Annotated in this window: 19 protein-coding genes and 1 tRNA gene; 11 read left to right on the forward strand and 9 right to left on the reverse strand. The window is 63.6% G+C overall.

The features are described from left to right. The first annotated feature begins 43 nt into the window (after nucleotides 1-43). Entirely contained in the window at nucleotides 44-1,423 is a 1,380-nt protein-coding gene (locus tag ACRANW_RS14535; RefSeq protein ID WP_479432464.1) for a tetratricopeptide repeat protein, read from the forward strand. 358 nt (nucleotides 1,424-1,781) lie between these two features. Here ACRANW_RS14535 and ACRANW_RS14540 read toward each other — a convergent pair whose 3' ends face one another. Together ACRANW_RS14540 and ACRANW_RS14545 are read right to left on the reverse strand one after the other, a co-directional pair. Next, the gene (locus ACRANW_RS14540; RefSeq protein ID WP_479432465.1) at nucleotides 1,782-3,017 is read right to left on the reverse strand and encodes a dihydroorotase; all 1,236 of its coding nucleotides are present in this window, start codon (nucleotides 3,015-3,017) and stop codon (nucleotides 1,782-1,784) included. Next, the gene (locus ACRANW_RS14545; protein WP_479432466.1) at nucleotides 3,014-4,033 is read right to left on the reverse strand and encodes an aspartate carbamoyltransferase catalytic subunit; all 1,020 of its coding nucleotides are present in this window, start codon (nucleotides 4,031-4,033) and stop codon (nucleotides 3,014-3,016) included. Before ACRANW_RS14545 ends, ACRANW_RS14540 begins: the two co-directional genes overlap by 4 nt. 118 nt (nucleotides 4,034-4,151) lie before the next feature. Here ACRANW_RS14545 and sppA point away from each other — a divergent pair, with 118 nt between their 5' ends. The 4 genes from sppA to ACRANW_RS14565 all read left to right on the forward strand — a co-directional run bounded on the left by sppA (nucleotide 4,152) and on the right by ACRANW_RS14565 (nucleotide 9,812). Next, entirely contained in the window at nucleotides 4,152-6,044 is a 1,893-nt protein-coding gene (sppA, locus tag ACRANW_RS14550; RefSeq protein WP_479432467.1) for a signal peptide peptidase SppA, read from the forward strand. Nucleotides 6,045-6,144: 100 nt separating this feature from the next. After that, nucleotides 6,145-6,219 (forward strand) — tRNA-Val (locus tag ACRANW_RS14555). Between the two features lie 187 nt (nucleotides 6,220-6,406). Beyond that, nucleotides 6,407-8,995: a M14 family zinc carboxypeptidase gene (locus ACRANW_RS14560; RefSeq protein WP_479432468.1), complete on the forward strand. Its 2,589-nt coding sequence runs from the start codon at nucleotides 6,407-6,409 to the stop codon at nucleotides 8,993-8,995. Nucleotides 8,996-9,038: 43 nt separating this feature from the next. After that, nucleotides 9,039-9,812, forward strand: coding sequence for a hypothetical protein (locus ACRANW_RS14565; RefSeq protein WP_479432469.1), 774 nt, complete (start codon nucleotides 9,039-9,041; stop codon nucleotides 9,810-9,812). Here the strand turns inward: ACRANW_RS14565 and ACRANW_RS14570 are convergent. From ACRANW_RS14570 to ACRANW_RS14585, 4 genes are all read right to left on the reverse strand, one after another. Continuing rightward, a complete protein-coding gene (locus tag ACRANW_RS14570; protein WP_479432470.1) occupies nucleotides 9,747-10,424 on the reverse strand; it encodes a Fe2+-dependent dioxygenase in 678 nt (225 codons plus the stop codon). The two genes, ACRANW_RS14565 and ACRANW_RS14570, sit on opposite strands and share 66 nt — an antisense overlap. Nucleotides 10,425-10,528: 104 nt before the next feature. Further along, a complete protein-coding gene (locus ACRANW_RS14575; protein WP_479432471.1) occupies nucleotides 10,529-11,545 on the reverse strand; it encodes a DUF6607 family protein in 1,017 nt (338 codons plus the stop codon). A gap of 16 nt (nucleotides 11,546-11,561) precedes the next feature. Further along, a complete protein-coding gene (locus ACRANW_RS14580; protein ID WP_479432472.1) occupies nucleotides 11,562-13,814 on the reverse strand; it encodes a TonB-dependent hemoglobin/transferrin/lactoferrin family receptor in 2,253 nt (750 codons plus the stop codon). A 135-nt stretch (nucleotides 13,815-13,949) separates the two neighbouring features. Beyond that, a complete protein-coding gene (locus ACRANW_RS14585; RefSeq protein ID WP_479432473.1) occupies nucleotides 13,950-14,591 on the reverse strand; it encodes a TetR/AcrR family transcriptional regulator in 642 nt (213 codons plus the stop codon). Between the two features lie 117 nt (nucleotides 14,592-14,708). Here ACRANW_RS14585 and ACRANW_RS14590 point away from each other — a divergent pair, with 117 nt between their 5' ends. The 4 genes from ACRANW_RS14590 (at nucleotide 14,709) to ACRANW_RS14605 (ending at nucleotide 20,387) form a co-directional block, all read left to right on the forward strand. After that, nucleotides 14,709-17,042, forward strand: a complete 2,334-nt coding sequence (locus tag ACRANW_RS14590; protein WP_479432474.1) for a TonB-dependent receptor — start codon at nucleotides 14,709-14,711, stop codon at nucleotides 17,040-17,042. Between the two features lie 98 nt (nucleotides 17,043-17,140). Further along, entirely contained in the window at nucleotides 17,141-18,418 is a 1,278-nt protein-coding gene (gene serS / locus ACRANW_RS14595; protein WP_479432475.1) for a serine--tRNA ligase, read from the forward strand. A gap of 113 nt (nucleotides 18,419-18,531) precedes the next feature. Further along, the gene (surE, locus tag ACRANW_RS14600; RefSeq protein WP_479432476.1) at nucleotides 18,532-19,296 is read left to right on the forward strand and encodes a 5'/3'-nucleotidase SurE; all 765 of its coding nucleotides are present in this window, start codon (nucleotides 18,532-18,534) and stop codon (nucleotides 19,294-19,296) included. 11 nt (nucleotides 19,297-19,307) lie between these two features. Then, on the forward strand, nucleotides 19,308-20,387 hold the full coding sequence (locus tag ACRANW_RS14605) for a potassium channel family protein (protein ID WP_479432477.1): 1,080 nt from the start codon (nucleotides 19,308-19,310) through the stop codon (nucleotides 20,385-20,387). Here ACRANW_RS14605 and ACRANW_RS14610 read toward each other — a convergent pair. Beyond that, the gene (locus tag ACRANW_RS14610) at nucleotides 20,377-20,778 is read right to left on the reverse strand and encodes a DUF1761 domain-containing protein (RefSeq protein WP_479432478.1); all 402 of its coding nucleotides are present in this window, start codon (nucleotides 20,776-20,778) and stop codon (nucleotides 20,377-20,379) included. The genes ACRANW_RS14605 and ACRANW_RS14610 overlap by 11 nt on opposite strands. 70 nt (nucleotides 20,779-20,848) lie before the next feature. Here ACRANW_RS14610 and rimO point away from each other — a divergent pair, with 70 nt between their 5' ends. Next, on the forward strand, nucleotides 20,849-22,249 hold the full coding sequence (rimO, locus tag ACRANW_RS14615; protein ID WP_479432479.1) for a 30S ribosomal protein S12 methylthiotransferase RimO: 1,401 nt from the start codon (nucleotides 20,849-20,851) through the stop codon (nucleotides 22,247-22,249). Nucleotides 22,250-22,333: 84 nt separating this feature from the next. Then, nucleotides 22,334-23,173 (forward strand): L,D-transpeptidase family protein, encoded by an 840-nt coding sequence (locus ACRANW_RS14620; protein WP_479432480.1) that lies wholly within the window; start codon nucleotides 22,334-22,336, stop codon nucleotides 23,171-23,173. 7 nt (nucleotides 23,174-23,180) lie between these two features. Here the strand turns inward: ACRANW_RS14620 and tilS are convergent, their stop codons facing one another. Continuing rightward, nucleotides 23,181-24,185, reverse strand: coding sequence for a tRNA lysidine(34) synthetase TilS (tilS, locus tag ACRANW_RS14625; RefSeq protein WP_479432481.1), 1,005 nt, complete (start codon nucleotides 24,183-24,185; stop codon nucleotides 23,181-23,183). Continuing rightward, entirely contained in the window at nucleotides 24,176-25,144 is a 969-nt protein-coding gene (locus ACRANW_RS14630; RefSeq protein ID WP_479432482.1) for a tetratricopeptide repeat protein, read from the reverse strand. Before ACRANW_RS14630 ends, tilS begins: the two co-directional genes overlap by 10 nt. Between the last annotated feature and the right edge of the window lie 40 nt (nucleotides 25,145-25,184).

Genomic DNA, 25,184 nt, shown 5'->3' on the forward strand with positions numbered 1-25,184 from the left:
TTCGACCCACACACGCTGAAGACCACCACCAGGGGAATTGACTATGGACCGCAGCATCATCACCGGCAGCCGCTCCAAGCCTCACCAGGCGCCGCGCCTCGCGCTCGCCATTACCACTGCCATCGCAGGCCTGACCTTGGCTGGCATGGCCGCCAACGCCGCGCCGCAGGCCGCAGAATCGTTCAGCCGCGCGCAAACCGCGTTGCAAAAGGGGCAGGTGGCCAAGGCCATCGACCATGCCGAAGCCGCCGTCCTCGCCGAGCCGCGCAATCCCAGTTACCGTGCGCTGCTGGGCGCAGCCTATCTCGAAGCCGGGCGGTTCAGTTCGGCCGCCACCAGCTTTGGCGATGCGCTCGATCTGGGGGACGAAAACCCGCGCACGGTGTTGAGCTTTGCGCTGGCCAAGATCGCGCTGGGCGATGCCCGGACCGCTGTGTCCGCGCTTGATGACTATGCGCAAGCCATCGACCCGACCGATCTTGGGCTTGCGCTGGCGCTAGCCGGGCAGCCCGAACGCGGAATGCATGTGCTGGTCAACGCAGTGCGTTCAGCCGAATCGACCACGCCCAAATTGCGCCAGAACCTGGCCTACACCTACGCGCTGGCAGGCAATTGGCGCGCGGCGCGGGTGATGGCCGCCGAAGATGTGCCGGCCGACCAGCTTGAAGCCCGACTGGGCGAATGGGCCACGATGTCCGCACCGGAAATGTACGCGCAACGCATCGCAACCTTGCTCAATGTCAGCCCCCGCGCCGACAGTGGCCAGCCGCTGCAACTGGCGCTGGCCAAGCCTTCGGACAACGGCACGCTGATGGCCCAAGCCGAGATGCCCGCCCCGCCCGCTGCGGCTCTTGCCGTTGCTGAGCCGGTGGCCAAGCCCGCCACGGTTGCGCAGGCCTTTGCCGCCCCACAACCTGCGCCGCAACCGGCGCCTCGCATGGCCGCAGCATCGAATGGCGGTGTGCGCTACGTGTCGAACCCCGTCATTCAGGAACTTCCTGTCCGCGCAGCGCCTGCCGCCTCGCGGGTTGCCGCCGCTTCGCCGCAGCGCCGTACGGCACCCGCCACCGTTCCGGCGCCTGTGAAGAGCGACGTGCAGAGCGACGTGCAGAGCGATAAGGCCGCCGCCTCGCACCTCGTCCAGCTTGGCGCCTACGACAGCAAGATCGAAGCCGAGCGCGGCTGGAACGTGCTCAAGGGCAAGTTCCCGCAGCTCAAGGATCACGATCCTGTCATCACGCAGGCCGTGGTCAATGGACGCACGTTCTGGCGGATCGCCGCAGCGGGCTTTGGCCCCAGAAGCGCAAAGTCGATGTGCGGCACGGTGAAGTCCGCTGGACGCGGCTGCTTTGCCTATGCGGCAACCACTCCGCCCGCGGGCGCGCTGAAGCGCGACGTGCAGGTGGCGTCGCGCATCCGGTAACGTCCCTGATTCTCGGAAATTTACGAATTATGCTCCCGGATGGCGTCACGCTGCCCGGGAGATTTTCGTATGCGCACAAGCCAAGTGGATGGGCTTTCCTACAGGAAGGCAGCCGCGATAGGGCGTTCTGGCACGTTAAACGCACTCTGGCGCAAGTCTACCTCGTGAAACATTGCCTGCGCGATCAAAAGTGGCGGAAATCTGCGGAAAATCGCACGGGATTCCTGCAGCGCCAAGCGGTTACAGCCCCGTCCAGACCATGGTTAGACCCCTGCTAGACCCCGTCTAGACCCCTTCGTGGGCCATGTTTCACGCCGCCAGACAGAGCCTTGCCCAAGGCCCGAATGTAGGACCGGGCCTAAAGCCCGATCCGCACCCCGCCCTTCCATAGCCCGATCACCCGGCCTTGTGCGCCCTGCCGATCGAACGGGGTGTTATCGGCGGTCGCCTCCATCTTGCGGCGGTCGATGATCCACGGGGCGTCCGGGTCGATCAGGGCCAGATCCGCCTCCATTCCCGCCGCCAGTTCGCCCGCCGTAACGCCAAGCAGGCGGGCGGGATTGCGCGCCAGACAATCGAAGGCGCGGGCGGTGTCCATCACACCGTCGCGCACCAGCCCCAGCACCATTGCCAGCAGCGTCTCGGCCCCTGCCATTCCGGGCGCCGCATCGGCAAAAGGCAGGCGCTTGTCTTCGGCCCCGCGCGGGTCGTGACCGCTGGCGATGACGTCGACCGTGCCATCGCCAATCGCCACCAGCGCCGCCTGACGGTCAGCCTCGCTGCGCAAGGGCGGCGCGATCCGGGTAAAGGTGCGAAAATCCGCCGTCGCCAGATCGGACAGCATGAAATGGGCCGGCGTGATCCCGCAGGTAACCGCTACCCTGCGCGCCTTGGCGTCCCGTACCAGATCGAAGCCTCGGGCCGTTGTGACCTGACGAATATGCAGCCGCGCCCCGGCCATCTGCGCCAGCGCAATGTCCCGCGCAATGGCCAGCGCCTCGGCCTCGGCCGGCGCAGCGGGGAGGCCCAGCCGGGTCGCGATTTCGCCCGCGGTCGCAGCCGCCTCGGCGGCCAGCCCGCCATCCTCGGCATGGGCGACAACCACCAGGTCGAGCATCGCGGCATATTGCAGCAGCCGCAGCATCACGCCGCTATCCGCAATCCAGCGCCGCCCGGTGGCAATCCCGCGCGCGCCCGCATCCTGCATCAGCGCGATCTCGGCCAGCTCGCGCCCTTCAAGCCCTCGCGTTGCCGCAGCGAGCGGGTGCACCCACAGATCCGGCTTGCCGCTTTTGGCGATGAAGTTCACCCGGCTCGGCAGATCGAGCGGCGGGGATTGATCGGGCATCAAGGCCGCGCGGGTGATCCCGCCAAAGTGGAACGCGGGCTTGTCGACCGCAAAGACACCGAGATCGACGATACCGGGCGCGAGCAGTTTCCCGCGTGCATTGATAACCTCATCATCGCTCTCGGCCGCCACCTGCGGACCAACCGCAAGGATAATGCCATCGGCGCAGCGCAGGGCGCCGGCTGTCACGCCGCCGGGGGCGACCACTTGCGCATTGATAATGGTGAGCGGCCGTGCCTGCTTCATGCCCCCCACCCCTCAACGCCGCGCGCCTCGCGGGTCAGGATCTCAAGGCACGCCATGCGGATTGCCACGCCCATCTCGACCTGACGGGTAATGAGCGATCGCCCCACAAGATCGGCGACCTCGCTGTCAATTTCGACCCCGCGGTTCATCGGCCCCGGATGCATCACCAAGGCGTTCGGCGCCGCCAGCGCCAGCCGCCGGGCTGTCAGGCCATAAAGGTGGTGATATTCGCGGGCCGAAGGGACGAATTGCCCGCTCATCCGCTCGGATTGCAGGCGCAGCATCATCACCACCTCTGCGCCTGCCAAGGCCGCGTCGAAGTGGTGGAATACCTCCACGCCCATCGCTTCGATCCCGACCGGCATCAGCGCAGGCGGCGCGCAAACGCGGACATTGGCGCCCATCGCGGTCAGACACAGGATGTTCGATCGCGCCACCCTGCTGTGCAGAATATCGCCGCAAATCACGACATTCAGCCCGGTGAAATCTTCCGCCCCCTCGCCCCGTTCGGCCAAGGCGTGGCGCAAGGTCAGCGCATCAAGCAGGCCTTGGGTCGGGTGTTCATGGCTGCCATCGCCTGCGTTCAAAACTGGACAATCAACCTTGTCGGCAATCAACCCGGTTGCCCCTGAGGAGCCGTGCCGGATCACAATCGCATCGGCGCGCATGGCGTTCAGCGTGATCGCAGTGTCGATCAGCGTTTCGCCCTTCTTCACGCTCGACGTGGCCGCATGCATGTTCACGACATCCGCGCCCAACCGCTTGCCCGCAATCTCGAAACTCAGCAGCGTGCGGGTGGAGTTTTCAAAGAAGGCGTTGATGATCGTCAGACCCGCCAGCAAATCACTGTGCTTGGTGCGCTGGCGGTTCAGCGTAACCCACTGGTCCGCCTCGTGCAGCAGATAAAGAATTTCGTGCCGCTGCAGATGACCGATGCCGGTGAGGTCGCGATGCGGAAAGGCCAGTCGCCCGGCTGGAAATCGGCCCGAGGCCGGTGAGGTTTGGCGCGCATCCATCCAGCCAACGCCCCTAGTCGAGCCACATCCGTCGCTCAACCCATCGCGTAAGGATTCCGATGGCGGTCGCCATTCAAAGCCCCTAGATCAACGAAGACGCGAAAAAAGGGACGTAAGCATGAGTTTTGTCGGCAAAGTCTGGAAGGTCCTGGTGGGGATCAAGGACGGGCTTGTGCTCATGTTCATGCTGCTGTTTTTCATCGGCCTGTTTGCGGCGCTCTCGGCCCGGCCCAATCCGGGTCAGGTGCGTGAAGGCGCTTTGCTAATTGAGCTCGACGGCACCGTGGTCGAGGAAAAATCGACGATCAATCCGATCGCGACGCTGCTATCGGGCACGGCGCCGGTCAGCGAATACCGCGCTCGTGACGTGGTCCGCGCCCTGGACGCGGCCGCCACCGATGATCGGATCAAGGCGGTTGTGATCGACCTGACGACCTTCCTGGGCGGCGGACAGGTGCATCTCAAGGATATCGGCGCAGCGATGGACCGCCTGCGCGCAGCGAAAAAGCCGGTACTGACCTACGCAGTGGGCTATGCCGATGATCACATGCTGCTGGCGGCCCACGCCAGCGAAGTATGGCTGGACCCGCAGGGACTGGCCGTGATTTCCGGCCCCGGCGGCAACCGCCTTTATTACGCAGGCTTGCTGGAGAAGCTGAGCATCAATGCGCGGGTTTACCGCGTGGGCACGTTCAAGTCAGCGGTCGAGCCTTTCTCGCGTACGTCGATGTCGGACGAAGCGCGCGAGAACATCCGCGGGCTTTACGGCGCGCTGTGGGAGGAATGGCAGGCGAATGTGGCCAAGGCCCGCCCCAAGCTTGCACTGGCGCGCGTGACCCGCGATCCGGTCGCCTGGATCGAAAGCTCAGGCGGGGACATGGCGCAGGCCGCTGTGACAGCCGGTCTGGTCGACAAGCTTGGTGACCGGACGCAGTTCGGCGCGCGCGTCGCGGAACTGGCCGGGAAGGACCCGTGGAGCAAACTGCCCGGAAGCTATGCGTCAAGCGAATTCGATGCCTTCCTTGCCGGACTGGGCAAGGATCGCCCCGGCAAGGCCATCGGTGTGGTCACCATAGCGGGTGAAATCGTTGACGGCGAAGCTGGGCCCGGAACGGCCGGAGGGCGGCGTATCGCCGACCTGCTTGATGAAGCACTTGATGATGATCTCGCCGCGCTGGTGGTGCGGGTCGATTCGCCGGGTGGTTCGGCCACCGCGTCCGAAGAAATCCGGCGCGCCATTCAGCGCCACCGTGATCGCAAGATCCCGATCGCGGTATCCTTCGCCAATGTTGCCGCCAGCGGTGGCTATTGGGTCGCCATGTCGAGCGATCGCATTTTTGCAGAACCCGAGACCATCACCGGCTCGATCGGCGTTTTTGCAGTGATCCCCACCTTCGAACAGGCCGCAGCGCGCCTGGGCGTGAATTCCGATGGCTACAGTACGACCCCGCTATCGGGGCAGCCGGACCTGATCGGTGGTTTCACGCCGGCAATCGATTCGCTGCTACAGACCTCGATCAGTGGCACCTATACAGACTTCCTCACCCTTGTTGCCAAGGGGCGCAAGATGTCGGTCGAACAGGTTGACGGGATCGCGCAAGGCCGCGTCTGGGATGGCGGCACGGCGCGCCAGAACGGTCTTGTGGACGAATTTGGCGGGCTTGATGCGGCGCTCACCTGGGCGGCCGGCAAAGCCGATCTCAAGGACGGCGGCTGGCACGCAGTCTACCTTGGCGCTGAGGATGCAAATTACGATTCGCTGATCCGTCAACTCGTGACCAGCCAGACCGCCCGCGCACCTGCCGTGCACAATGGCGATCTTTTCGCCATGACCGCGGCCCGCAGCGAACACCTTGGCGCACGCGTCGCGCGCGATGTGGAACGCTTGCTGGGGACACGCGGCGTACAGGCATACTGCGCCGAATGCCCCGCAGGCTCTGCAACACCGGCCGCCGCCGCAACACGGCCCGATGGAATGTTCGCGCTGCTTGCGTGGCTTGCCGGGCGCTAGACAGTGGCGAAATCGCGCATCGATACACGGCCAACGCTTGCCAAGCGTGCAAGGCCCGATTAAAGGCGCCCCCCTGTCCGGACCGCAAGGCCCCCGAGACGGGCGCGTAGCTCAGCGGTAGAGCACACCCTTCACACGGGTGGGGTCACAGGTTCAATCCCTGTCGCGCCCACCATTTCCTTCCTTCGCTGGTTGCGGAAATGGTCTGACTGCCAACCGTGCTGATTACGGCTTTTGCGTCATTTGCCCCTCCTGTCTTGACCGGGCTGCGATCTTCGCGGCAAGGCTCATGGCTCACGCTTTCGGGCGATCAAGCGAGGTTTGTGATGCACAAGAATATTCGGGGTCGGTGCCTTGTCCTGATGGCGGCTCTGATCGGTGCGGGCCAGCCGGCCGCAGCGCAGTCCTTCATCGAAGCCCAATTCGATGCCGCAATCCCCACGCTCACGCAGACCGCCGGCCACGCGCCGGGCACACGCATCACCTCGCCCGATCAGACCTACGCCTATCTCAAGGCGCTGGCCGACGCCGCGCCGGATCGTGCGCGATTGGTGCAATATGCAGTCAGTTGGGAGGGACGTCCGCTATATTACCTGGTCCTGTCCGCGCCCGCCAACATCAGCCGCCTCGAAGCGATCCGCGCCGACATGGCGAACATCGCTGCCGGGCGCGCAGGAAACGGATCGGCCCTGCCGGTGACATGGCTGGCATACGGTGTCCACGGCAATGAGATTTCCTCGACCGATGCGGCGTTGATGACCGCCTATCACCTGCTCGCCGCCGATGGCGATCCGCGGGCGGCCAAGATCATGGCCAATACCATCGTGGTGATCGACCCGATGCAGAACCCCGATGGGCGCGCGCGGTTCGCGAACAATTTTCTCGCGTCGACCGGCATCGTGCCCGCCGCCGACCGTCAGGCGGCCGAGCATGACGAGCCTTGGCCGAGCGGGCGGGTCAACCACTACATGTTTGACCTGAACCGGGACTGGTTCACGCTGTCCCAGCCCGAGACCCGCGGCAAGGTCGCCGCCATCGGACAGTGGAACCCGGTCGTGGTGGTCGACCTGCATGAAATGGGCGGGGACGAGACCTACTTTTTCTCCCCCGCCGCCCAGCCTTTCAATCCTAACCTCTCGCCCGCACAGATCCGCGCCTACGAGTTGATCGGGCGTTACAACGCCGCCGCTTTCGATGCGCGTGGTGAGCCCTATTTCACTCGCGAGGTCTACGACCTGTTTTACCCCGGTTACGGCGACACCTGGAACGCGCATCAGGGCGCGATCGGCAGCACCTACGAACAGGGCTCGGCGCGCGGCCTTGTCTTCGAACGGCGTGACGGGACCAAGTTGACCTATGCCGACGGGATCGAAAACCACTTCACCGCCAGCCTCGCCACTGCCGCAGCCGTGGCGGACAATCCGGCACGGTTCCTGAGCGATTATGCCGCCTATCGCAGCGGCAATGCCAGCGGCAGCGCCGGGCGCGCAACTTATGTGATCGACCTGGCGAAGCGCCGCTGGAATGCCGAGCGGCTCGGACGGCGGCTGGCTCATCAAGGCATTACCGTGTTGCGGCGCGAAGGCAGCGCGAGCGTGTGCGGCAAGTCCTATCCGGCAGGCTACCTCGCTGTTCCGCAGGCCCAGCCCGCCGCGCGGCTGGTGCGCAGCCTGCTTGACCGCGACACGCCGCTGCCGCCCGATTTCCTCGCCGAGCAGGAGCGCCGCCGGTCGGTCGATCTGCCGCACGAGCTTTACGATGTCACCGCCTGGTCAGTCGGCCCGATGGCGGGTGTCGAAGTCGCGCTTTGCAACAGCGCTGTCAGCGGCGACGCGATGAGCGCCGATGCGCCGATCACAGCCAAGGTCGAAGGCTCCGGCGACTTTGCCATCGCCGTGCCGTGGAGCGATAGCGGGCAGGCCCGCCTTGTTGCGCTGGCGCTGCGTGATGGCATCGACGGGCGGGCGACAGACCGGGCCTTCACCACCGGCGGACGCGATTTCCCGCGCGGCACAGTGGTGTTCCCGGCGGGTTCAAACACGCCGGAGAAAATGGCTCGACTGGCCGCGCTCGCGCGTGAGGTCGGCGCGCATACAGTCGCTTTGGATAGCGGCTGGGTGGACAATGGGCCGAATCTTGGCAGTGAGCATTTTGTGCGGCTGACGTTGCCGCGGGTCGCCGTGGCGTGGGACGATGGCGTCTCGCAATTGAGCGCCGGGGCCTTGCGCTATGTTCTCGAACAGCGCCTCGGCCTCCCAGTGACGCCGATCCGCACCAGCCGGCTGGGCCGCGCCGACCTGTCCGATTATGATGTCGTGCTGGTGCCAGAGGGCAATCCAGTAGCCGTTCTGGGTGACGCTGGCCTGCGCGCCATGCGCAGCTTCGTCCAGCGCGGCGGGGTGCTGGTGGCGATTGGCGAAAGCCTTGAGACCTTCAGCGGGGGCGACAATCCCCTGCTGGCGGTGAAGCGCGAAGCCGCGCTGGGCCGTGAGCCTGCCGAAACGGACGAACAAACGGGCGACCTGGCCGAAGGGCTGGCGATCACCAGCGACGCCGAATACCGCGACACGATCAAGGACCAGGCCGCCCTGCCCGACACGCTGCCAGGCGCGCTGCTTAATGTGGTGGGTGAGCCCGATCATTTCCTTTCCGCGGGCTATGATAACGGCGCCGTGGTGCTGGCAACGGGCACGCAGATCTTTACCCCGCTCGACCGGGCGAAAGGGATCAACGTGCTGCGCTTCGCCGCGCCGGGCAACCTCATCGCCAGTGGCTATGTCTGGGACGAGAACCGGCGCCAACTTGCGTACAAGCCCTACCTGATGGCGCAGCCGCAGGGACGCGGGCTGGTGATTGGCTTCGCGCATGACCCCTCGGCCCGCGCCTATCTCGAAGGGCTGGACCTGATGATCGCAAACGCCGTGCTGATCGCACCGTCGCGGGTGCGGTGACAGGCACTAGGCCCGAAGGCACGTTTGTGTCATCCTGACGGGCATGGCGCTGTTTGAAGCCCTTGTTGTTGTGCATGTCGTCACCGGTGCGGTGGGGCTGGCGGCGTTCTGGGGGCCGATCGTGACCCGCAAGGGCGCAGCCAATCACCGCAAGTGGGGTAAAGCGACCTGTTACGGCTTTCTGGGGGCGGGCGCGCTGGCAATCGCCATGGCGTTGCTTTCGCTTTACGGGTCAGAACTGCGGCACCCCGAGGTCACGGATCGCGCCCTGTTCGATGGGCTGTTCGGATGGATGATGCTGTATCTGGGCATCCTGACCATCGGTTTTGTCGACTACGGGCTGGCGGTGGTGCGTCATTCCCGCGCCCGGCAAAAGCTGCGGCGCGCGCGCCATCAGGCCTTGATCGCAGCCGTGGTGATCTCGGGGGCATGGTGCGGGTTTTACGGCGGCATGGTCGGTCACCCGCTGATGATGCTGGTCGCGTTCATCGGAATTGTCGCCATGTTGATCCAGCAACGCTACATCTGGCGCAAGAATGATCCGCCCAAGGGAACCTACGTGGGCGAGCATTTTCGTGCATTGATAGGCATGGGAATTTCAGCCTACACCGCGTTTCTATCGGTCGGGCTGATCCGGATGGTGCCCGAACAGGTGTTCAACCCCGCAATCTGGGCCGGGCCGAGCGTGATCGGCGTAAGCCTGATCCTCTACTTCACCGTGAAGGCCAAAAAGCCCGCTGTCCGCAAAGCCTCAGGATCGCGCCCACATCCGCAAAAGGTTGGCGATGGTCTTGTCGAGCGTGAGCAACTCGGCTGATTGGCTGGGCAAGGTCTGGCGTAGCGCCGTGCGCAGGTTTTCCAGATCGAACAGCATCTCGCGCTGGGCCTGATCGGCCACCGTGCTTTCGATCCAGCCCACACATACGGTGCGGGTGCCGCGCGTGACCGGCTTGACCTCGTGAATACTGCCCGAAGGGTAGAGCACCAGGTATCCTGCCTCCTCTTTCAACGCCTGCGTCATGCCCGCCGCATGGATCACCAATTCGCCGCCCTCGTATTCGCTCGGCGGGGTCAGGAAGAGCGTGAACGACAGATCGGTGCGCAGCCGCCGGTTGCCGCGCCCCATCAGCGCATTATCGACATGCGCGCCATACTTGCCGTCCACGCCCGTCCGGCTGATGATGACCGGCGAAAAACGGCGCGGCTGTGCAGCGGCGGTCAGCACGTCATTGTCGCTAACCACACGAAACAGCTCGTCCTGCAACGCCCGCCCTGCGACACTGTCCATCGCGGCCTGTTCGTTACGCTTGACCTCGCGCGCGACCTTGCCAGCTGTCTCGCGCCCGTCGCGCCAGTCGAGCAGCGCGATCCGTTCGCGGATAGCCGCCAAGTGCTCGGCATCGTCGAGGGCATTGATGACAAGGATCATGAGTCCCGCTCTAGCGTCCGGGCCTGCGCCCCACAAGGCAGCCGGCGGGGAGGGCCGGCGGGGAGTGGGACATGGCTCCCCGCCGGCATAGCAAACGGCGCTGTCTAGCCGCCCTTGCCCGAGGTGGTGTCCGCAATTAGCGCCAGCGCTGTGTCACGGGCGGATTCAGGGGTTTGTTTGCCGTCTTTGATCGCATCGGCAAGCAGCATGAGCTCGCTGGCGATGGTCGTTCCCGCGCTCGGTTCCTGTGCAATGCGGATGCCGCCGTTCGCTTCGGCAACCGCATCCCACTTGGCCCTTACGGCGTCCCAGTAACCCTTGGTCTTGTCCCAATAGGTTTCGGCGGCCGCTACGTTGTAGCCATTGAAACGCTCGTAGGTGTTGAGCACATATTCCTGCACGACGGGTTGCGCATCGCCGGCCCCGTCCTTGGGCGCGATCATCTTGGTGTTGTCCTGCCAGTGGATCCAGCCCGTCGGCGTCAACTGGTGGCGATTGATGCCCATGTAATGATCATAAACCGGATTGCGGATCGCATCGCGGCGGGCCAGCGGCCGCGCGGTCCAGTTCGAGCGCCAACGGCGGATCCCCTGTGTCGTCTCCCACTCGCCCCACCCTGCATAGCGCGGGCTGTCATCGACCTGATAGACGGTCTGCGACCAGCGCCCGGCGCGCATCTTTTCGGGCACGGCGGTCAGTTCCCAGCTGTCACCGCCCGTGAAGGCGAGGATCTTTTCCGGCTGATATTCCCAATCCTGCCGCCAATGTTTGACGACATAGGGGTTCGCGTCGTCGCCCGTCACAAGCAGATGTTGGAGCACGATGCGGGTGCCGGTATCCTCGATCACGCGCACGCTTTCGTATCCACCGGAAATCTTGCGATCGAGCGGGGTGTAGCCTGCCATCCAGGGGGTCGATTCCTGCATGTCGAAGGTGACTTTGAAATCGCCGGCCATCGCAAGGATGGTCTGGCGGTCCTCCTCAAAGGCCGCTTTGGCCACTTCGGCGGTCTGGACAATCGGGCCATCGGCCAGCGCGGGGGCAGGCGCGGCAGCCAGCGCCAGAGCAGCGAAGCCGGAAGCGAACAGGGTGCGTGTCAAAGTCTTGGGTAGTCGGTTCATGGTGTCCTCCATGGGTTTAGAAACGGTAGCTGGCCGAGACGCTGAGGTTGCGGCCGGGGCGGGTGAAGGCATCAGCGATGCCGGCATCATTGACGCTGAGGCCGCGCACGTCGGACCACAGGGCATAGGTTTCGTCGGTCAGATTGAAGAGACCGGCGCGCAGCTTCAGCTGCTCGGTCACGGCGGCAAACGCCGTCAGATCGAGGATGGTTGAAGACGCAGGCCGCACCAAAAGATCGCTGCCATCAGCTGCACGCTCCAGCTCGTCTGCGCCCTTGCGGGCATTGTGAGTCAGGATCAGTTCGCCCCCAAACCGCCCTGAAGGCGCGCGGTAGCCGACACCTGCAACCATGTTGAAAGGGTCGATCGTGTCGAGCGGCGTCCGGCCGCCATCCGGTGCGATAACATCTCCATCGGCATAGGCCATCGCGATCCGGGCGTTCCAGCCGCTGTCCAGCTTCACCTCGCCGCGGGCTTCCAGTCCTTCGATTTCCACCGCATCAAAATTGACGAATTGGAAAATCGCCGGGTCCTGCGGCGTGAAGCTGCCGCCCACTACTTGCTGGCTGATGAAGCTGTCGTAATCGCCCTTAAAGCCGGTGAGCTGAAGCGAAAATACATCGGTCACATAACGCGCGCCCACTTCCCAGCTTTCGCTCGTCTCGGGACGCAAATCGGGGTTGGGGATCGAGGTGTAGCCGCCTGCGATGAATTCGAAAAAGTTGTTCACCTGGCTCGGCGTGGGTGCAAGGAAGCCCTGGGCGTAATTTCCGAACAGGATCACGTCCGGCGCAAGTTTCACGGTAACCCCCAATTTGGGAGAAAGGCGGCTGTCGCTCTGGCCCGAAGCAGTGAAGGTCGGCAGCAGCGGATCATCGGTCGGGTTGAGGTCGTAGAAATCGAACCTGAGCGCCGGAAACAGCGTCAGCGCGCCGTCCAGCAAGGCAATCTCGTCGGCCACAAACAGTCCGCCCAAGGTAAAGTCGGTTGCCGGAAAGGCGCTGGTCGGAAAGCTCTCTCCGCGTCCGGGCACGGTGCCGCCGCGCAGACCTTCCTGGCGGGTCCAGCTGACATCACCGCCGATGGCAATCCGGTGACGCATCGCGCCAAGGTCAAAGCCCGAACGCGCCTCGCCCGCCAGCCCGTAGACACGGTTTTCAAAGGTGTTGAGCCGCTCGCGATCGGGCGCAGGGGTCGCAGTGAGCGTGGTGCGCTCCTCAAACGCGAATTGGCGATCTTCGGTGTTCTGCCAATAGGCTGAAAGAAAGGCATATTCGATCGCGTCCTCGGCTGCGCCGTCATACGTCCAGTCAACCGAGGCACGCACGCGTTTAGTGGTGTCGCGTGCGTTCAGACCGTCAACGGTCCAGACCGGGTTCGGACCAAAGGTGAAAGCCGGGCCCACCCCCGTGAGAACTTCGGTTTCGACTGCACTATCGAGGTATTCTCCGGTCAGCCGGATGCGGTGCAGCCCGTTATCCCATACCAGCTTGCCGAGCACCGCATCGCTGTGCCCGTCCTGTGGATTGGGCGCGGTGCGGGCGGGACCGGAGCCTTCGATCGTCCCTTGATTATCAAGTTCGTTGAAGTCGCGCCGAGTGTAGGCCAGCATCGCTGACACGTTGCCGGTCTGCCCGGCAAGGGTCGCGGTCTGGGCGAATTCGTTGTCGTCGCTCGAATACTGGGAAGTGACGAAGCCACCAAGGCCGGCGCCTGCGATCAAATCGACCGGATCGGCGGTCACAAAGCTGATCGCGCCTGCCAGCCCGTCCGATCCATAAAGTGCCGAGGCGGGGCCACGCAGGATTTCGACCTGCTTTACCAGGCTCACATCGGCAAAACCACCTCGCCCCGCGTCTTGCGGGCCAAAGCTGAAACCTTGGGGCGCGCGGATGCCGTCGACCTGCACCAGGACACGGTTGCCGCCGATACCACGCACAGTGAAACCTTCGTTGCGGGCACGTCCTGTCGCCCCGATGGCTGCACCAAAGCGGGCCGGAGCGCGACGGACCGAAACGCCCGGCTCGAATCGAACCAGGTCCTTGATATCCGTAGCGAGCTGATCGGCAATTTCCTGATCTGTAATGACCGTGACTGTCGCCGGGGCCTCCTCCTGCAACACCGGGGTACGGGTCGCAGTGACGGTTATCCGGCTGGTCTGCTGCTGGGCCTCAATCTCGGATTCGGCGGATAAACTCGCCGCTGCGGCCGGAAAGGCGAGCAAAGCGAGAGCGGCAGTGGAAAGGGTAAGTTGGGTGATGACGTACACGCGTGGCGCTTCCTGCTGGTGATCGTATGGAACGCCAGCCTGATGTGCTTATTGCGAATGAGAGTCAATAAGGATTGCAAATAATAATCGTTCGCAATTCATAATCGCATGGATAAGCCATCTCTTGCTCGCCCTTCAGCGCTTCATTACCCCCTCGGCAAGCAAACGATTGATCCCGGCCGCCAAGTCTTCCGGCGCCACCTCCTCGCCGCCCCACACCGCGTAACGCAGCCCCACGAACACATTCATACCCATCAGGGCCCAAGCTTCGATCTCGCCCAAGCCCTCGCGAAACTCGCCTTGCGCAGCCCCAGCGCGCAGGCGGTCCGCGATTCGTGCAGCGATGGTTTCGTAATGCGTGCGGTAGCTGGCCGGATCGACGAATTCTGCCTCGTCGATGATCCGGTAGACTTCTTTGTGTTCAGCCGCGAAGCGCAGGAAGGCTGTTAGCGCCGCTCGCTCAATTTCGAGTGCGCTCATCCCGTCAGTCAGCGCTGATCGTGCGCTGGTGCGCACCTTTTCGCTCATGTCTGCGACCAGCGCGCGGAACAACGCGTCCTTGCTGTCGAAATAGGTGTAAAAGCTGCCCAGCGCCACGCCAGCGCGCCGCGTGATCGAGCTGACCGAAGCTTCGTGAAATCCCTTTTCACCAAACTCCTCGGCCGCCGCGTCGAGCAGCTTGCGCAACGTGCGCCGTCCCCGCTCGGTGCGCGGCACCTTCGTCTCACCGCAGGCCGCTTCTGCGCGTTGCGTGGCACTCCCTCGAGTGTTGCCCATCTGCTACTCCCTCCACGCTTTCGGTAGGCGGCTCATGATAGCCATACAAGACTGAACTTGAAAGGTGGTTCAACTTTCAATATTATCCCGTTCATAAAAACAGGAGAGGGATACCCGATGAACACTTCGCTTTGCACGCGCGCCGTGCTGCTTGCCGGATGCGCTGGACTCGCCACCTTTGCTACACCGTTGGCCGCGCAGGACAGCGCCCCAGACGCAGCCGACGAGGCCGCTGCTACCGCCCAAGCCGACGAGAACGTCATCTTCGTCACGGCCCGCCGCCGCGAGGAACGCCTGATTGACGTGCCGCTTTCGGTCACCGCTCTTTCGGGCGAGGCTTTGGTCAAGCAGGGCATCCAGGATCTCACGCAGATTGCGCAGCAGATTCCCAACATCACGCTCGAAGTCAGCCGTGGCACCAACACCACCCTCTCCGCCTTTATCCGCGGCGTTGGCCAACAGGATCCGGTCGCAGGCTTTGAAGCGGGCGTCGGGCTGTATGTTGACGATGTCTATCTCAACCGTCCGCAAGCCGCCGTGCTCGATGTCTATGATGTCGAGCGGATCGAAGTGCTGCGCGGGCCGCAGGGCACGCTTTATGGCCGCAACACGATTGGCGGCGCGATCAAGTATGTGACGGCCGAGCTGCCGGACGAAACCAGCGTCAAGATCCGCGGCACCTATGGCTCCTACGATCAGGCCGATCTGATCGTCACCGCATCCACTCCGATCACTGACAACCTCAAGATCGGCGCCAGCGGCGCGCGGCTTTCACGCGGCGGTTTTGGCGATAATCTGACGCTAGGCACTGAGAACTACAACAAGGACGTATGGGCCGCGCGCGGCACCATCGAATTTGACAATGGTCCGGTGTTTGTCCGTCTGTCGGGCGATTACGTGAAGGACGATTCCGAAGCGCGCCAGGGCCACCGCTTCATCACCAGCCTCGTCAGCGGCGCCCCGGTGCTCGACAATGTGTTCGACACCCGCGCAGGGCTCAATATCGTCGATCAGGAGGTCGAAGCCTATGGCGGCGCCTTGAATGTCGCCATCGAGCTTTCGGACACGCTGACCTTCAAGTCGATCACCGGCTACCGCGAGGATGCGTCAACCTCGCCAATCGATTTTGACAGCCTTCCGGCCGTCGATCTCGACGTTCCCGCGATCTACGAAAACGATCAGCTCAGCCAGGAATTTCAGCTGCTTTACGAAGGCGACCGACTTTCGGGCGTATTCGGCTTCTATTACCTTGATGCCAACGCCTTCACGGCCTTCGACGTGGCATTGTTCACTACAGTGGCGGGGCTGAACGCCCAGACGCTGGGAGACGTCAACACCAAGACATGGTCGGTCTTCGGGGACTTCACTTATGATCTTACCGATACCATCGCTGTTTCTGTCGGTGGGCGTTACACCAACGACAAGCGGACCAGCCGTGTGCTGCGCACCACCTTCATCGGCGGCTATTCCGACATTTTTGGCGGGGCTGGCGTTCCACTGGCCGTGACCAGCAATTTCAACGGCAGCGCGACCTTCAAGGATTTCAATCCCCGCGCCTCGATCAGCTGGCAGCCCAACCGCGACCACAACCTGTATTTCACCTATTCGCAGGGGTTCAAGGGCGGCGGGTTTGACCCCCGCGGACTGACCACCGCGTGCCGCAACCCCACCGGCGGAACCTGCACCGCCGACGAAGTGTTCGATTTCATGAGCTTCGAGCCCGAAACGGTCGACAGCTTCGAACTGGGCTGGAAGGCCTCGCTGCTGGACAATCGCCTGAACATCAGCCTTGCAGGGTTCCTGGGCCAGTATGACAACGTCCAGATTCCCGGATCGGTCGGGTTCGACAGCAATGGCGATGGCACCAATGATGCCTTCATCGGCATCACCTCCAACGCCGCATCAGCCGACGTCAACGGCATCGAGTTTGAAGGCAACGCGCTGGTCGGCACGGACTTCGCGGGCGCAGGCAGCCGCTTCAGCGTCAACTGGTCGCTGGGCGTACTGGATGCCAAGTTTAACACCTTCATTGACAATTTCGGGCGCGACGTGGCGGACAGCCGCGTGTTTCAGAACACGCCCGATATCACGGCGCACATGGGCTTCAACATGGGCCTGCCCGTGGGCGGCGGCATGATGGATTTCATCGGCCTCGCCTCACTGCGGTCAGATGCGAGCCAGTTTGAAGTGCCCAACCCGTTCCTCGATCAGGATGGCTTTGTGCTGGTCGACGCCAGCATCGTCTACACCGTGGACAGCGGACTGTTCTCGATCGGGGTCCACGGCAAGAACCTGTTCGACAAGGAATATATCGTCGCAGGCTACAACTTCGTCGCAGGCGGCTTCCCGCCGGGGACTCCGTTTGTGCCGACGCTGGGCCGCGAAGGCACGCTGACCGGCTTCTACGGCGATCCGCGCCGCGTGTTCGTGACTGCACAGGTCAATTTCTGACGCTTGGCACTCCCAAGGGGCGGCGGCCTTTCCCATAGTGCCGCCGCCCCTTTCTCCCCCTTCCCTTGCGCCGAGTGAGCGGGCATAGGCTCGGCCCCATGCACGATATCCGCTTTATCCGAGAAAATGCCGCGGCGTTTGATGCTGGCCTGGCCCGGCGCGGGCTGCCGCAGCAGGCTGCCGCTCTGATCGCGCTCGACGAAGAGCGCCGCGCTGTCACCACGCAAGTGCAGGTCGCGCAAAGCCGCCGCAACGAAGCCAGCAAGCTGATCGGCGCGGCGATGGGCAAGGGCGACAAGGCCGCCGCCGAGGCGCTGAAGGCCGAAGTCGCGGCACTGAAAGACGAAATGCCCGCGCTGGAGGCCCGTGCCGACGAATTGGCTGGCCAGTTGAAGGCCATGCTCGAAATCATCCCCAACCTTCCCGCTGACGATGTGCCCGACGGCGCGGGCGAGGAGGACAACGTCGAAGTGGCGCGCTGGGGCACGCTGCGGGACTTTGACCTCGCGCCCAAGGAACACGCCGACATCGCCCCTGCGCTGGGCATGGATTTCGAGACCGGCACGCGGCTCTCCGGTGCGCGCTTCACTTTCCTGCGCGGCGGGATGGCTCGCCTGCACAGGGCGCTCGGCCAGTTTATGCTGGATGTACAGACGGGCGAGCATGGCTATGCGGAGTGTAATCCGCCCGTTCTTGTCAAAGACGAGGCGATGTACGGCACGGACAAGCTGCCCAAATTCGCTGAAGATAGCTTTCGCACCACCGACGACCGCTGGCTCATTCCCACCAGCGAAGTCAGCCTCACCGCCAGCATCATGGGCGAATTGCTCGACGAAGCCGCGCTCCCCATGCGCCTTACTGCGCTCACCTTGTGCTTCCGCTCGGAAGCCGGCGCGGCGGGGCGCGACACGCGGGGGTTCATCCGGCAGCACCAGTTCGAAAAATGCGAGCTGGTCAGCATCGTGCGGTCTGAAGACTCCGAAGCCGAGCACGACCGCATGGTCCGCGCCGCCGAAACCATCCTCGAACGCCTCGCCCTGCCCTATCGCAAGCTGCTGCTGTGCACTGGCGACATGGGCTTTGGGGCGCGCAAGACCTATGACCTGGAAGTCTGGCTGCCTGGCCAAGGCGCTTACCGCGAGATCAGTTCGTGTTCGAACACCGGCGACTTTCAGGCGCGGCGCATGAACACCCGCTACCGGGTTACAGGCGAAAAGCGCACCGAGTTCGTCCACACTCTCAACGGCTCCGGCCTTGCGGTGGGGCGCACGTTGGTCGCGGTAATCGAGAATTATCAGAACGCCGATGGCAGTGTCACCGTGCCCGAGGCGCTTCGGCCCTATATGGCCGGGCTTGAAGTCATCACGCCGCAATAGCCTCCGTTCGCCCTGAGCTTATCGAAGGGCTGCACTTTCTTCATCCTCTCAAGAGACAAAGGAAATACAGTGCTTCGACAAGCTCAGCATGAACGAAAGGGGGGGATGGACTGATGCGAATCCTCCTCACCAATGACGACGGCATCCACGCCCCAGGCCTCAAGGTTCTGGAAGATATCGCCCGCCAGTTCTCCGATGATATCTGGATCTGCGCGCCGTCCGAGGAGCAGTCGGGCGCGGGCCACTCGCTTACGCTGACGCGGCCCGTGCGGCTCAACACCTATGGCGAGCGGCGCTTTGCCGTCACCGGAACGCCGACCGATTCGGTGATGATGGCGCTGCGCACCGTCATGCCCGACGCGCCCGACCTGATCCTGTCCGGCGTCAACCGCGGGGCGAACCTAGCCGATGACATCACCTATTCCGGCACAGTCTCCGCCGCGATCGAGGGCGCGTTGGCGGGCATCCGCTCGATCGCCTTCAGCCAGGTCTATGCCCGCGAAGGCATGGGCGACGAAGTGCCTTTCGGCGCGGCGCTGGAATGGGGACCAAAGGTGCTGGCAAAGCTGATCGACGCGCCGCTGGCCGACCGTACACTGATCAATGTCAACTTCCCCGCTCTTGCGCCTGACGCGGTAAAAGGCATTCGCGTGGTGCGGCAAGGCTTCCACGACTATTCGCGCGGAACACTGATCGAAGGGCGCGACCCGCGTGGGTATCGCTATTTCTGGTTCGGGCTCGACCAGATCGAGCATACCCTCGACCATGGCACCGATCTGGAAGCGATCGAGGATGGCTATGTCGCGGTAACGCCGCTGCAGCTTGATCTCACCCACTATTCAACCATCGGCATCCTGGCCGAGCGGTTCGGCGATTGATGGTTCCGGGCTTGAATCGGACGTCCGGACGCAACCCGCGCAAGCGCAAAAAGCTGCTGGCCGATCAGTTCCAGCCGCTGCGGCGGCAGGTGAAGATTCCGGTTTGGGGCGATCTTGGCATCCGGCTGGGGGTGGCGCTGATGCTCCTTGGCCTTGTCATTGCAGTCCACTGGTGGGACCGCGACGGGCTGGTCGACAATGTCGACGGCGACATCAGTTTTCTCGACGTGGTCTATTTCACCATGATCAGCGTCACCACCACCGGCTTTGGCGATATTGCCCCGGTAACGGACCGTGCGCGGCTGGTGGAATCCTTGATTGTGACCCCGGTACGGATCGCGGTTCTGTTTATCTTCGTGGGCGCGGCCTATGATTTTGTCCTCAAACGCAGCTGGGAGAATTGGCGCATGGCTCGCATTCAGGAAGGGCTGACCGATCATGTCGTGGTGCTCGGCTACGGCGTGTCCGGTTCACAAAGCGTGGGCGAATTGATCGAACGCGGGGTCGATCCGCATTGTATCGTGGTGATCGACCCGTCCGAGGAGCGGCTAATCGATGCCGAGAAGCTGGGCGTCAATGTGATGGCCGCTGATGCCACCCGCGACGAAACGCTGAAGGCCGTCAGGATCGATCAGGCGCAAAGCGTGCTCGTTTCGGCCGGGCGCGACGATACCTCGATCCTGATCGTGCTAACGGTGCGCCACCTTGCGCCCGATGTGCCGATCAGTGTGGTGGTGCGCGCGGACGATAACGAAACTCTGGCCCGGCAGGCGGGCGCCAACAATGTCATCAATCCGGTGCGCTTTACCGGACTGCTCTTGGCTGGCAGCGTCAAGGGCGCGCATATTGCGGATTATCTCGCAGACCTCGCCAGCGTCGGCGGCCGGGTGCAGCTGGTGGAGCGGGTTGTCACCGAAGCGGAATGCGGCAAGTCGATCAGCCAACTCAGCACCGGTGGCCAAGGCCTGCGGGTCTATCGCAATGGACGCGCCATCGGGTTCTGGGAGGAAGAATGCCAGACACTCCAGCCCGGCGACGTACTGGTCGAAATCATCCCGACCGCCCCAGACGAGCGCGGCGTCAGCTTCTGAACCACACGAACACGCCGCCCATCGCCGCCATGCCGACCAAAAAATGTCCGGCATCGATCAGGAACAGCGAAAGGGGCTTGCGAAGATGCAGGTAGTTGATCCCGATGGCCGGGATCATCACGCCGATCGCAAATCCTATCGCCATCATCATCACCACAAATTGCGGCGGGTCGGTGCGGGCCACGAGGTGCCACAGCACCATGGCGATGAGCATCTCGAAGGCAAATGTCAGCGCGAAGATCAGCGCCATGTTCCCGCTTTTGAGCTGGGTGTTGGAAAGCCCGGCCGCTCTCTGCCATGGCATGGCGAAAATCACGCCGTACCACAGCGCACCGACGGCGAAAAACGCCAGGCTGCCCGCAAGCACTGGCCACAGGGCAAAATCATTCATCGACACATTCTCCTCGCCGCTTGCGTCCTGCTAGCGCATCGCCGCGCCTTCGTGTAGGGGCGCGCCGCATATGCACACGACGTCCCCCACCGCTCCCACCGTTTTGCCCGATCAAAAGAAGATCGGCATGGTCAGCCTCGGCTGTCCCAAGGCGCTGGTCGACTCCGAACGAATCCTTACCCGCCTGCGCGCCGATGGCTATGCCTTTGCTGCGGATTATACCGGCGCGGACATCGTGCTGGTGAACACCTGCGGCTTCCTCGACAGCGCCAAGGAAGAAAGCCTCGCCGCGATCGGTGAAGCCATCGCCGAAAACGGCCGCGTGATCGTGACCGGCTGCATGGGCGAAGAAGCCGACGCGATCCGCGCCGCGCACCCGCAGCTGCTGGCCGTGACGGGCGCACATCAATACGAGCAGGTGGTCGAAGCGGTGCACACCCATGCACCGCCATCACAGGGCCCGTTCATCGACCTGATCCCGCAAATGGGCGATCTGGCCGATATCAAACTCACTCCGCGCCATTACAGCTACCTCAAGATTTCCGAAGGCTGCAACCATTCCTGCGCCTTCTGCATCATCCCGGATTTGCGCGGCAAACTCGCCAGTCGCCGGATAGATGCTTGCTTGCGCGAAGCAGAAAAGCTGGTGGCCGCGGGGACGAAGGAACTCCTTATTATCTCGCAGGATACCAGCGCTTATGGCGTGGACATCCGCCACGAGAGCCGTGTGTGGAAGGGCCGCGAGGTGCGCGCGCACATGACCGATCTGGCGCGTGAATTGGGGGCCTTGCGCACGCCAGGTGGCCAGACGCCGTGGGTGCGGCTACACTATGTCTATCCCTACCCTCATGTCGATCAGGTTATCCCGCTGATGGCCGATGGCCTGCTGACCCCCTATCTCGACATCCCGTTCCAGCACGCGTCGCCCAAGGTGCTGAAGCTGATGAAGCGTCCCGCCAACGAGGCCAAGGTGCTCGAGCGGCTGAAATCATGGCGTGCGATCTGTCCCGATATCGCGATCCGCAGTTCCTTCGTAGTCGGCTTTCCGGGCGAGACGGAAGAGGACTTCCGTTACCTGCTCGATTGGCTGGAGGAAGCCCAGCTCGACCGCGTCGGCGCGTTCCGGTTCGAACCTGTCGAAGGCGCGGCAGCCAACGCCTTGCCCGATCAGGTGCCGGACGGCCTGAAGGAAGAACGCTACGCCCGGATCATGGAAGTGACCGAGCGCATCAGTGCTGCCAAGCTTGCTGCCAAGGTAGGCCGGACGCTTCCGGTCATCATCGACGAGGTCGGCGAAGCGGACGAAGATGGCGATATCGGCGCAACAGGACGCAGTCAGGCTGACGCGCCGGAGATCGACGGTGCGGTCTATCTGCGAAATGTGCCCAACACGCTTGCGCCTGGAGACATTGTTAAAGCCACCATCGAAGATGCCGACGCGCATGACCTGTACGGTGTGATTGCGCGTTAATCCCCGCGCCATCGCCGTCCCCCCTAGGGACGCACAATGGTTAATCACTGGCAAGAATTCGGCTAACGCGGCATAACGGCGTTCATGATCCGCACTCTTGCACTTAGCCTTGCCCTTTACACCCTGCCCTATGCGGCGGCTGCGCAGTCCAATGCAGCCAACGCCGCCGACGCGGCGGAGGCGGTTGCAGCCGAAGCAACCGGCGCATTTGAGCGGGTCGATCCCGACACCGAAGTGACCTTCGGCGACGATGCGGTGGCAGTCTATGCCGGTCTGCCCCCCCTGGTCAGTGCGGATGCGCCCCAACTGGCTCCCGCACCCGTGCTGGATACGGATGTCGAGCCCGCAGCTCCGCGTGGCCCGGCAGTGCGGATGATCGCAAGCGAGGTGGTTCAACCGCTTCCAGTGGCTGCCGCCGCACCAACTCCCGCCTCAACCCCGGCGGCGCTGACCAGCAATGATCCCTTCGTCATCAGGTCGATCCTGCCGGTCGAAGGTGCCATCCGTTATGGTGACTGGTTTTGGGACGAAAGCGCCGCGCCCAAAGCAGGCAAGCTGGTGATCACGGTGGATCTCGAAGCGCGCGTGATCAGCGCCTTTCGCGATGGTCACGAAATCGGGACAGCCGTGGCGCTGCTGGGCACACAGGCCCACCCCACCCCGCTCGGCAACTTCCCGATTCTGACGAAGGAGAAGGACAATGTCTCCGAGAAGTATAACAACGCTCCCATGCCCCACACGCTGCGGCTGACCTGGGACGGGATTGCAATCCATGGTTCGCCCGTGATGAACGGCTATGCAAGCCATGGCTGTATCGGCGTGCCCGATGATTTCGCTGCCAAGCTATTCGCCGCCGCCAAGCGCGGGGATAGGGTAATCATCACGCGGGGCAAGATGATCGGCGTTGGCGACAAGGTGTTGTGATCGCAGGCTAGTTGAGCGATCCCCGCGCCGGCTCCGGGCGAAAGCGCCAGACCCGCATCATCACCCCGACTTTCTCAACCCGCTCAACCCCAGCTTGCGCCAAGACGCCGCCCAAGGAAGCGTTTTTGCCCGCCCATAGCCGGTCCCACATCCGTCCGGCCTCGCCACGGCTGGCGTGACCACCCAAGGCGGCGATAATCCTAAGGATCGTCTCGATCGCGATCACCCGGGGAACGTTGGCGCAGTAAGTATAGATCGGCCCGTCTGGCTCCGCTTGATCGCGCATCACCATTTCATGCCAGTCCACCTCGGCATACCAATCGAGCGCCTGCCACGCCTCAGCCAGATGTGCCGCGCTGGTCGCCAGCGCGACGGGATCGAGCCAGTCAGCCTTGGCCAGAGCGCCGCGCAGCCGGGCACGGTCGAAGGCGGGGTTGGTGTTGGCGGGATCTTCGGCCGGCGTAATGCTGGACGCAGTCACCGCCGCCGCCAGTTCGGCCTTGCGCCACCCCAGCAGCGGGCGCAGCAGCGTGACCTCGCTCCCTTCGATCCGTGTGCTGGCGCGAACGCCAGCCAATCCGGCCAACCCGCTGCCCCGGTTAAGCCGCATCAGCAGTGTCTCAGCCTGATCATCGGCGTGGTGCGCGGTCGCGACTGCGCCCAACTGGTGGTCCTGCGCCCATTGCGCCAGTGCCGCATAGCGCGCCTCGCGCGCCCGCGCCTGCACATTGCCGGGCGCGACCGTCACAGTCAGCGGCGTAAAAGGAATACCGCGTTCGCCTGCGATCCGTTCGACTAGCGCAACCTCGCCTGCCGCTTCGGCGCGCAGGCCATGATCAATGCTGCACACTGCGATGCTGCCCGGCATGGCATCATGGGCGAGCAGCAATAGCGCCAGACTATCTGGCCCGCCGGACACCGCCAAACCCAGTAGCCCATCGCGTGCATCTTCAGGCCACAAAGCCGCCAGATCAGCGGCAAAGCGCGCAGCCGGGTCTTGGGTCAGTTGCATCTCACCTTGGCGAGATTGACGCGATATTCGTCGGCCAGCCTTCCGGTGGCAACCAGCGGATAGGTTTCAGCAAACTCCGCGAGCGCGATGCAAGCCTTGCGCGTGTCCTTCAGTGCGATCATCGATGCCCCCAGATACAACAGACTATCTGATGCGCGGTCGCCTGCCTTGTTGGCCTGGTAGTTCTTCAAAAACCAACGCGCCGCTTCGTCGGGCATATTGTCATCAAGAAAGGCGCGGCCCAGCAGGTTGCGGCCAAAGCTGATGCGCGCATGGTTGGGATATTGTTCGACAAAGCGCGTGAGCTGCTGGCGTGCTTCAGGGAAAAACCCGGCGTTCCACAGGCGGAAACCATACGAATATTCGTCATCCCCTGCATCGGCGGTCTGCGGCTTGGCGATGGCCTGAACTGCGGCGAGACGCGTTGCGCTCGGCGCCGCAACGAATTGTGTAGGTGTGGGCGAAGGCGCGCTCTGGGCCGGCTGCCGCACAACTGGCGTTGCGGTGCTGGGCGCGGGCATCGTTGCGGCGGATTGCGACGGAAGCAAATTTGCCGACGGTGCGGTCAGCGGCGCATTGGCTGCCGTCTCCAGCGCTGTCAGCCTCATATCCATCTGCGAGAGCGCATTCGTCTGCTCTTCCGACCGCGCAGTCAGCGCGCGCAGCTGCGTTTCAAGCGCGTCGAGGCGGACGAGGATGTCGGTGACGGCGGTCGTCGCTGGCGCGCCCGGCTGGATGGTAACCGGCTGCGCGGCCGTGTCCGGCGCGATCTGCGGTTCGAAGAAGCGTCCGTCGCCGCCGGGAAACACCTTGCGCTGCAAGGCCCGAATTTCTGCTTCGACTTTGCGGATGCGCGCTTCTGAAGAACTGTCCTGCGCGGCTGCGGGGACAGGCGCTACAATCAGCGTAGCGACACCTGCGCCCATCAACATGGCACCAGCCAGACGTAGCGGCCGCATTTTCAAGGCGGGATTTCGCAAAACGGGGATCATGGCGCGT

The sequence above is a fragment of the Erythrobacter sp. 'gip.4 top 5' genome, from assembly GCF_056495765.1.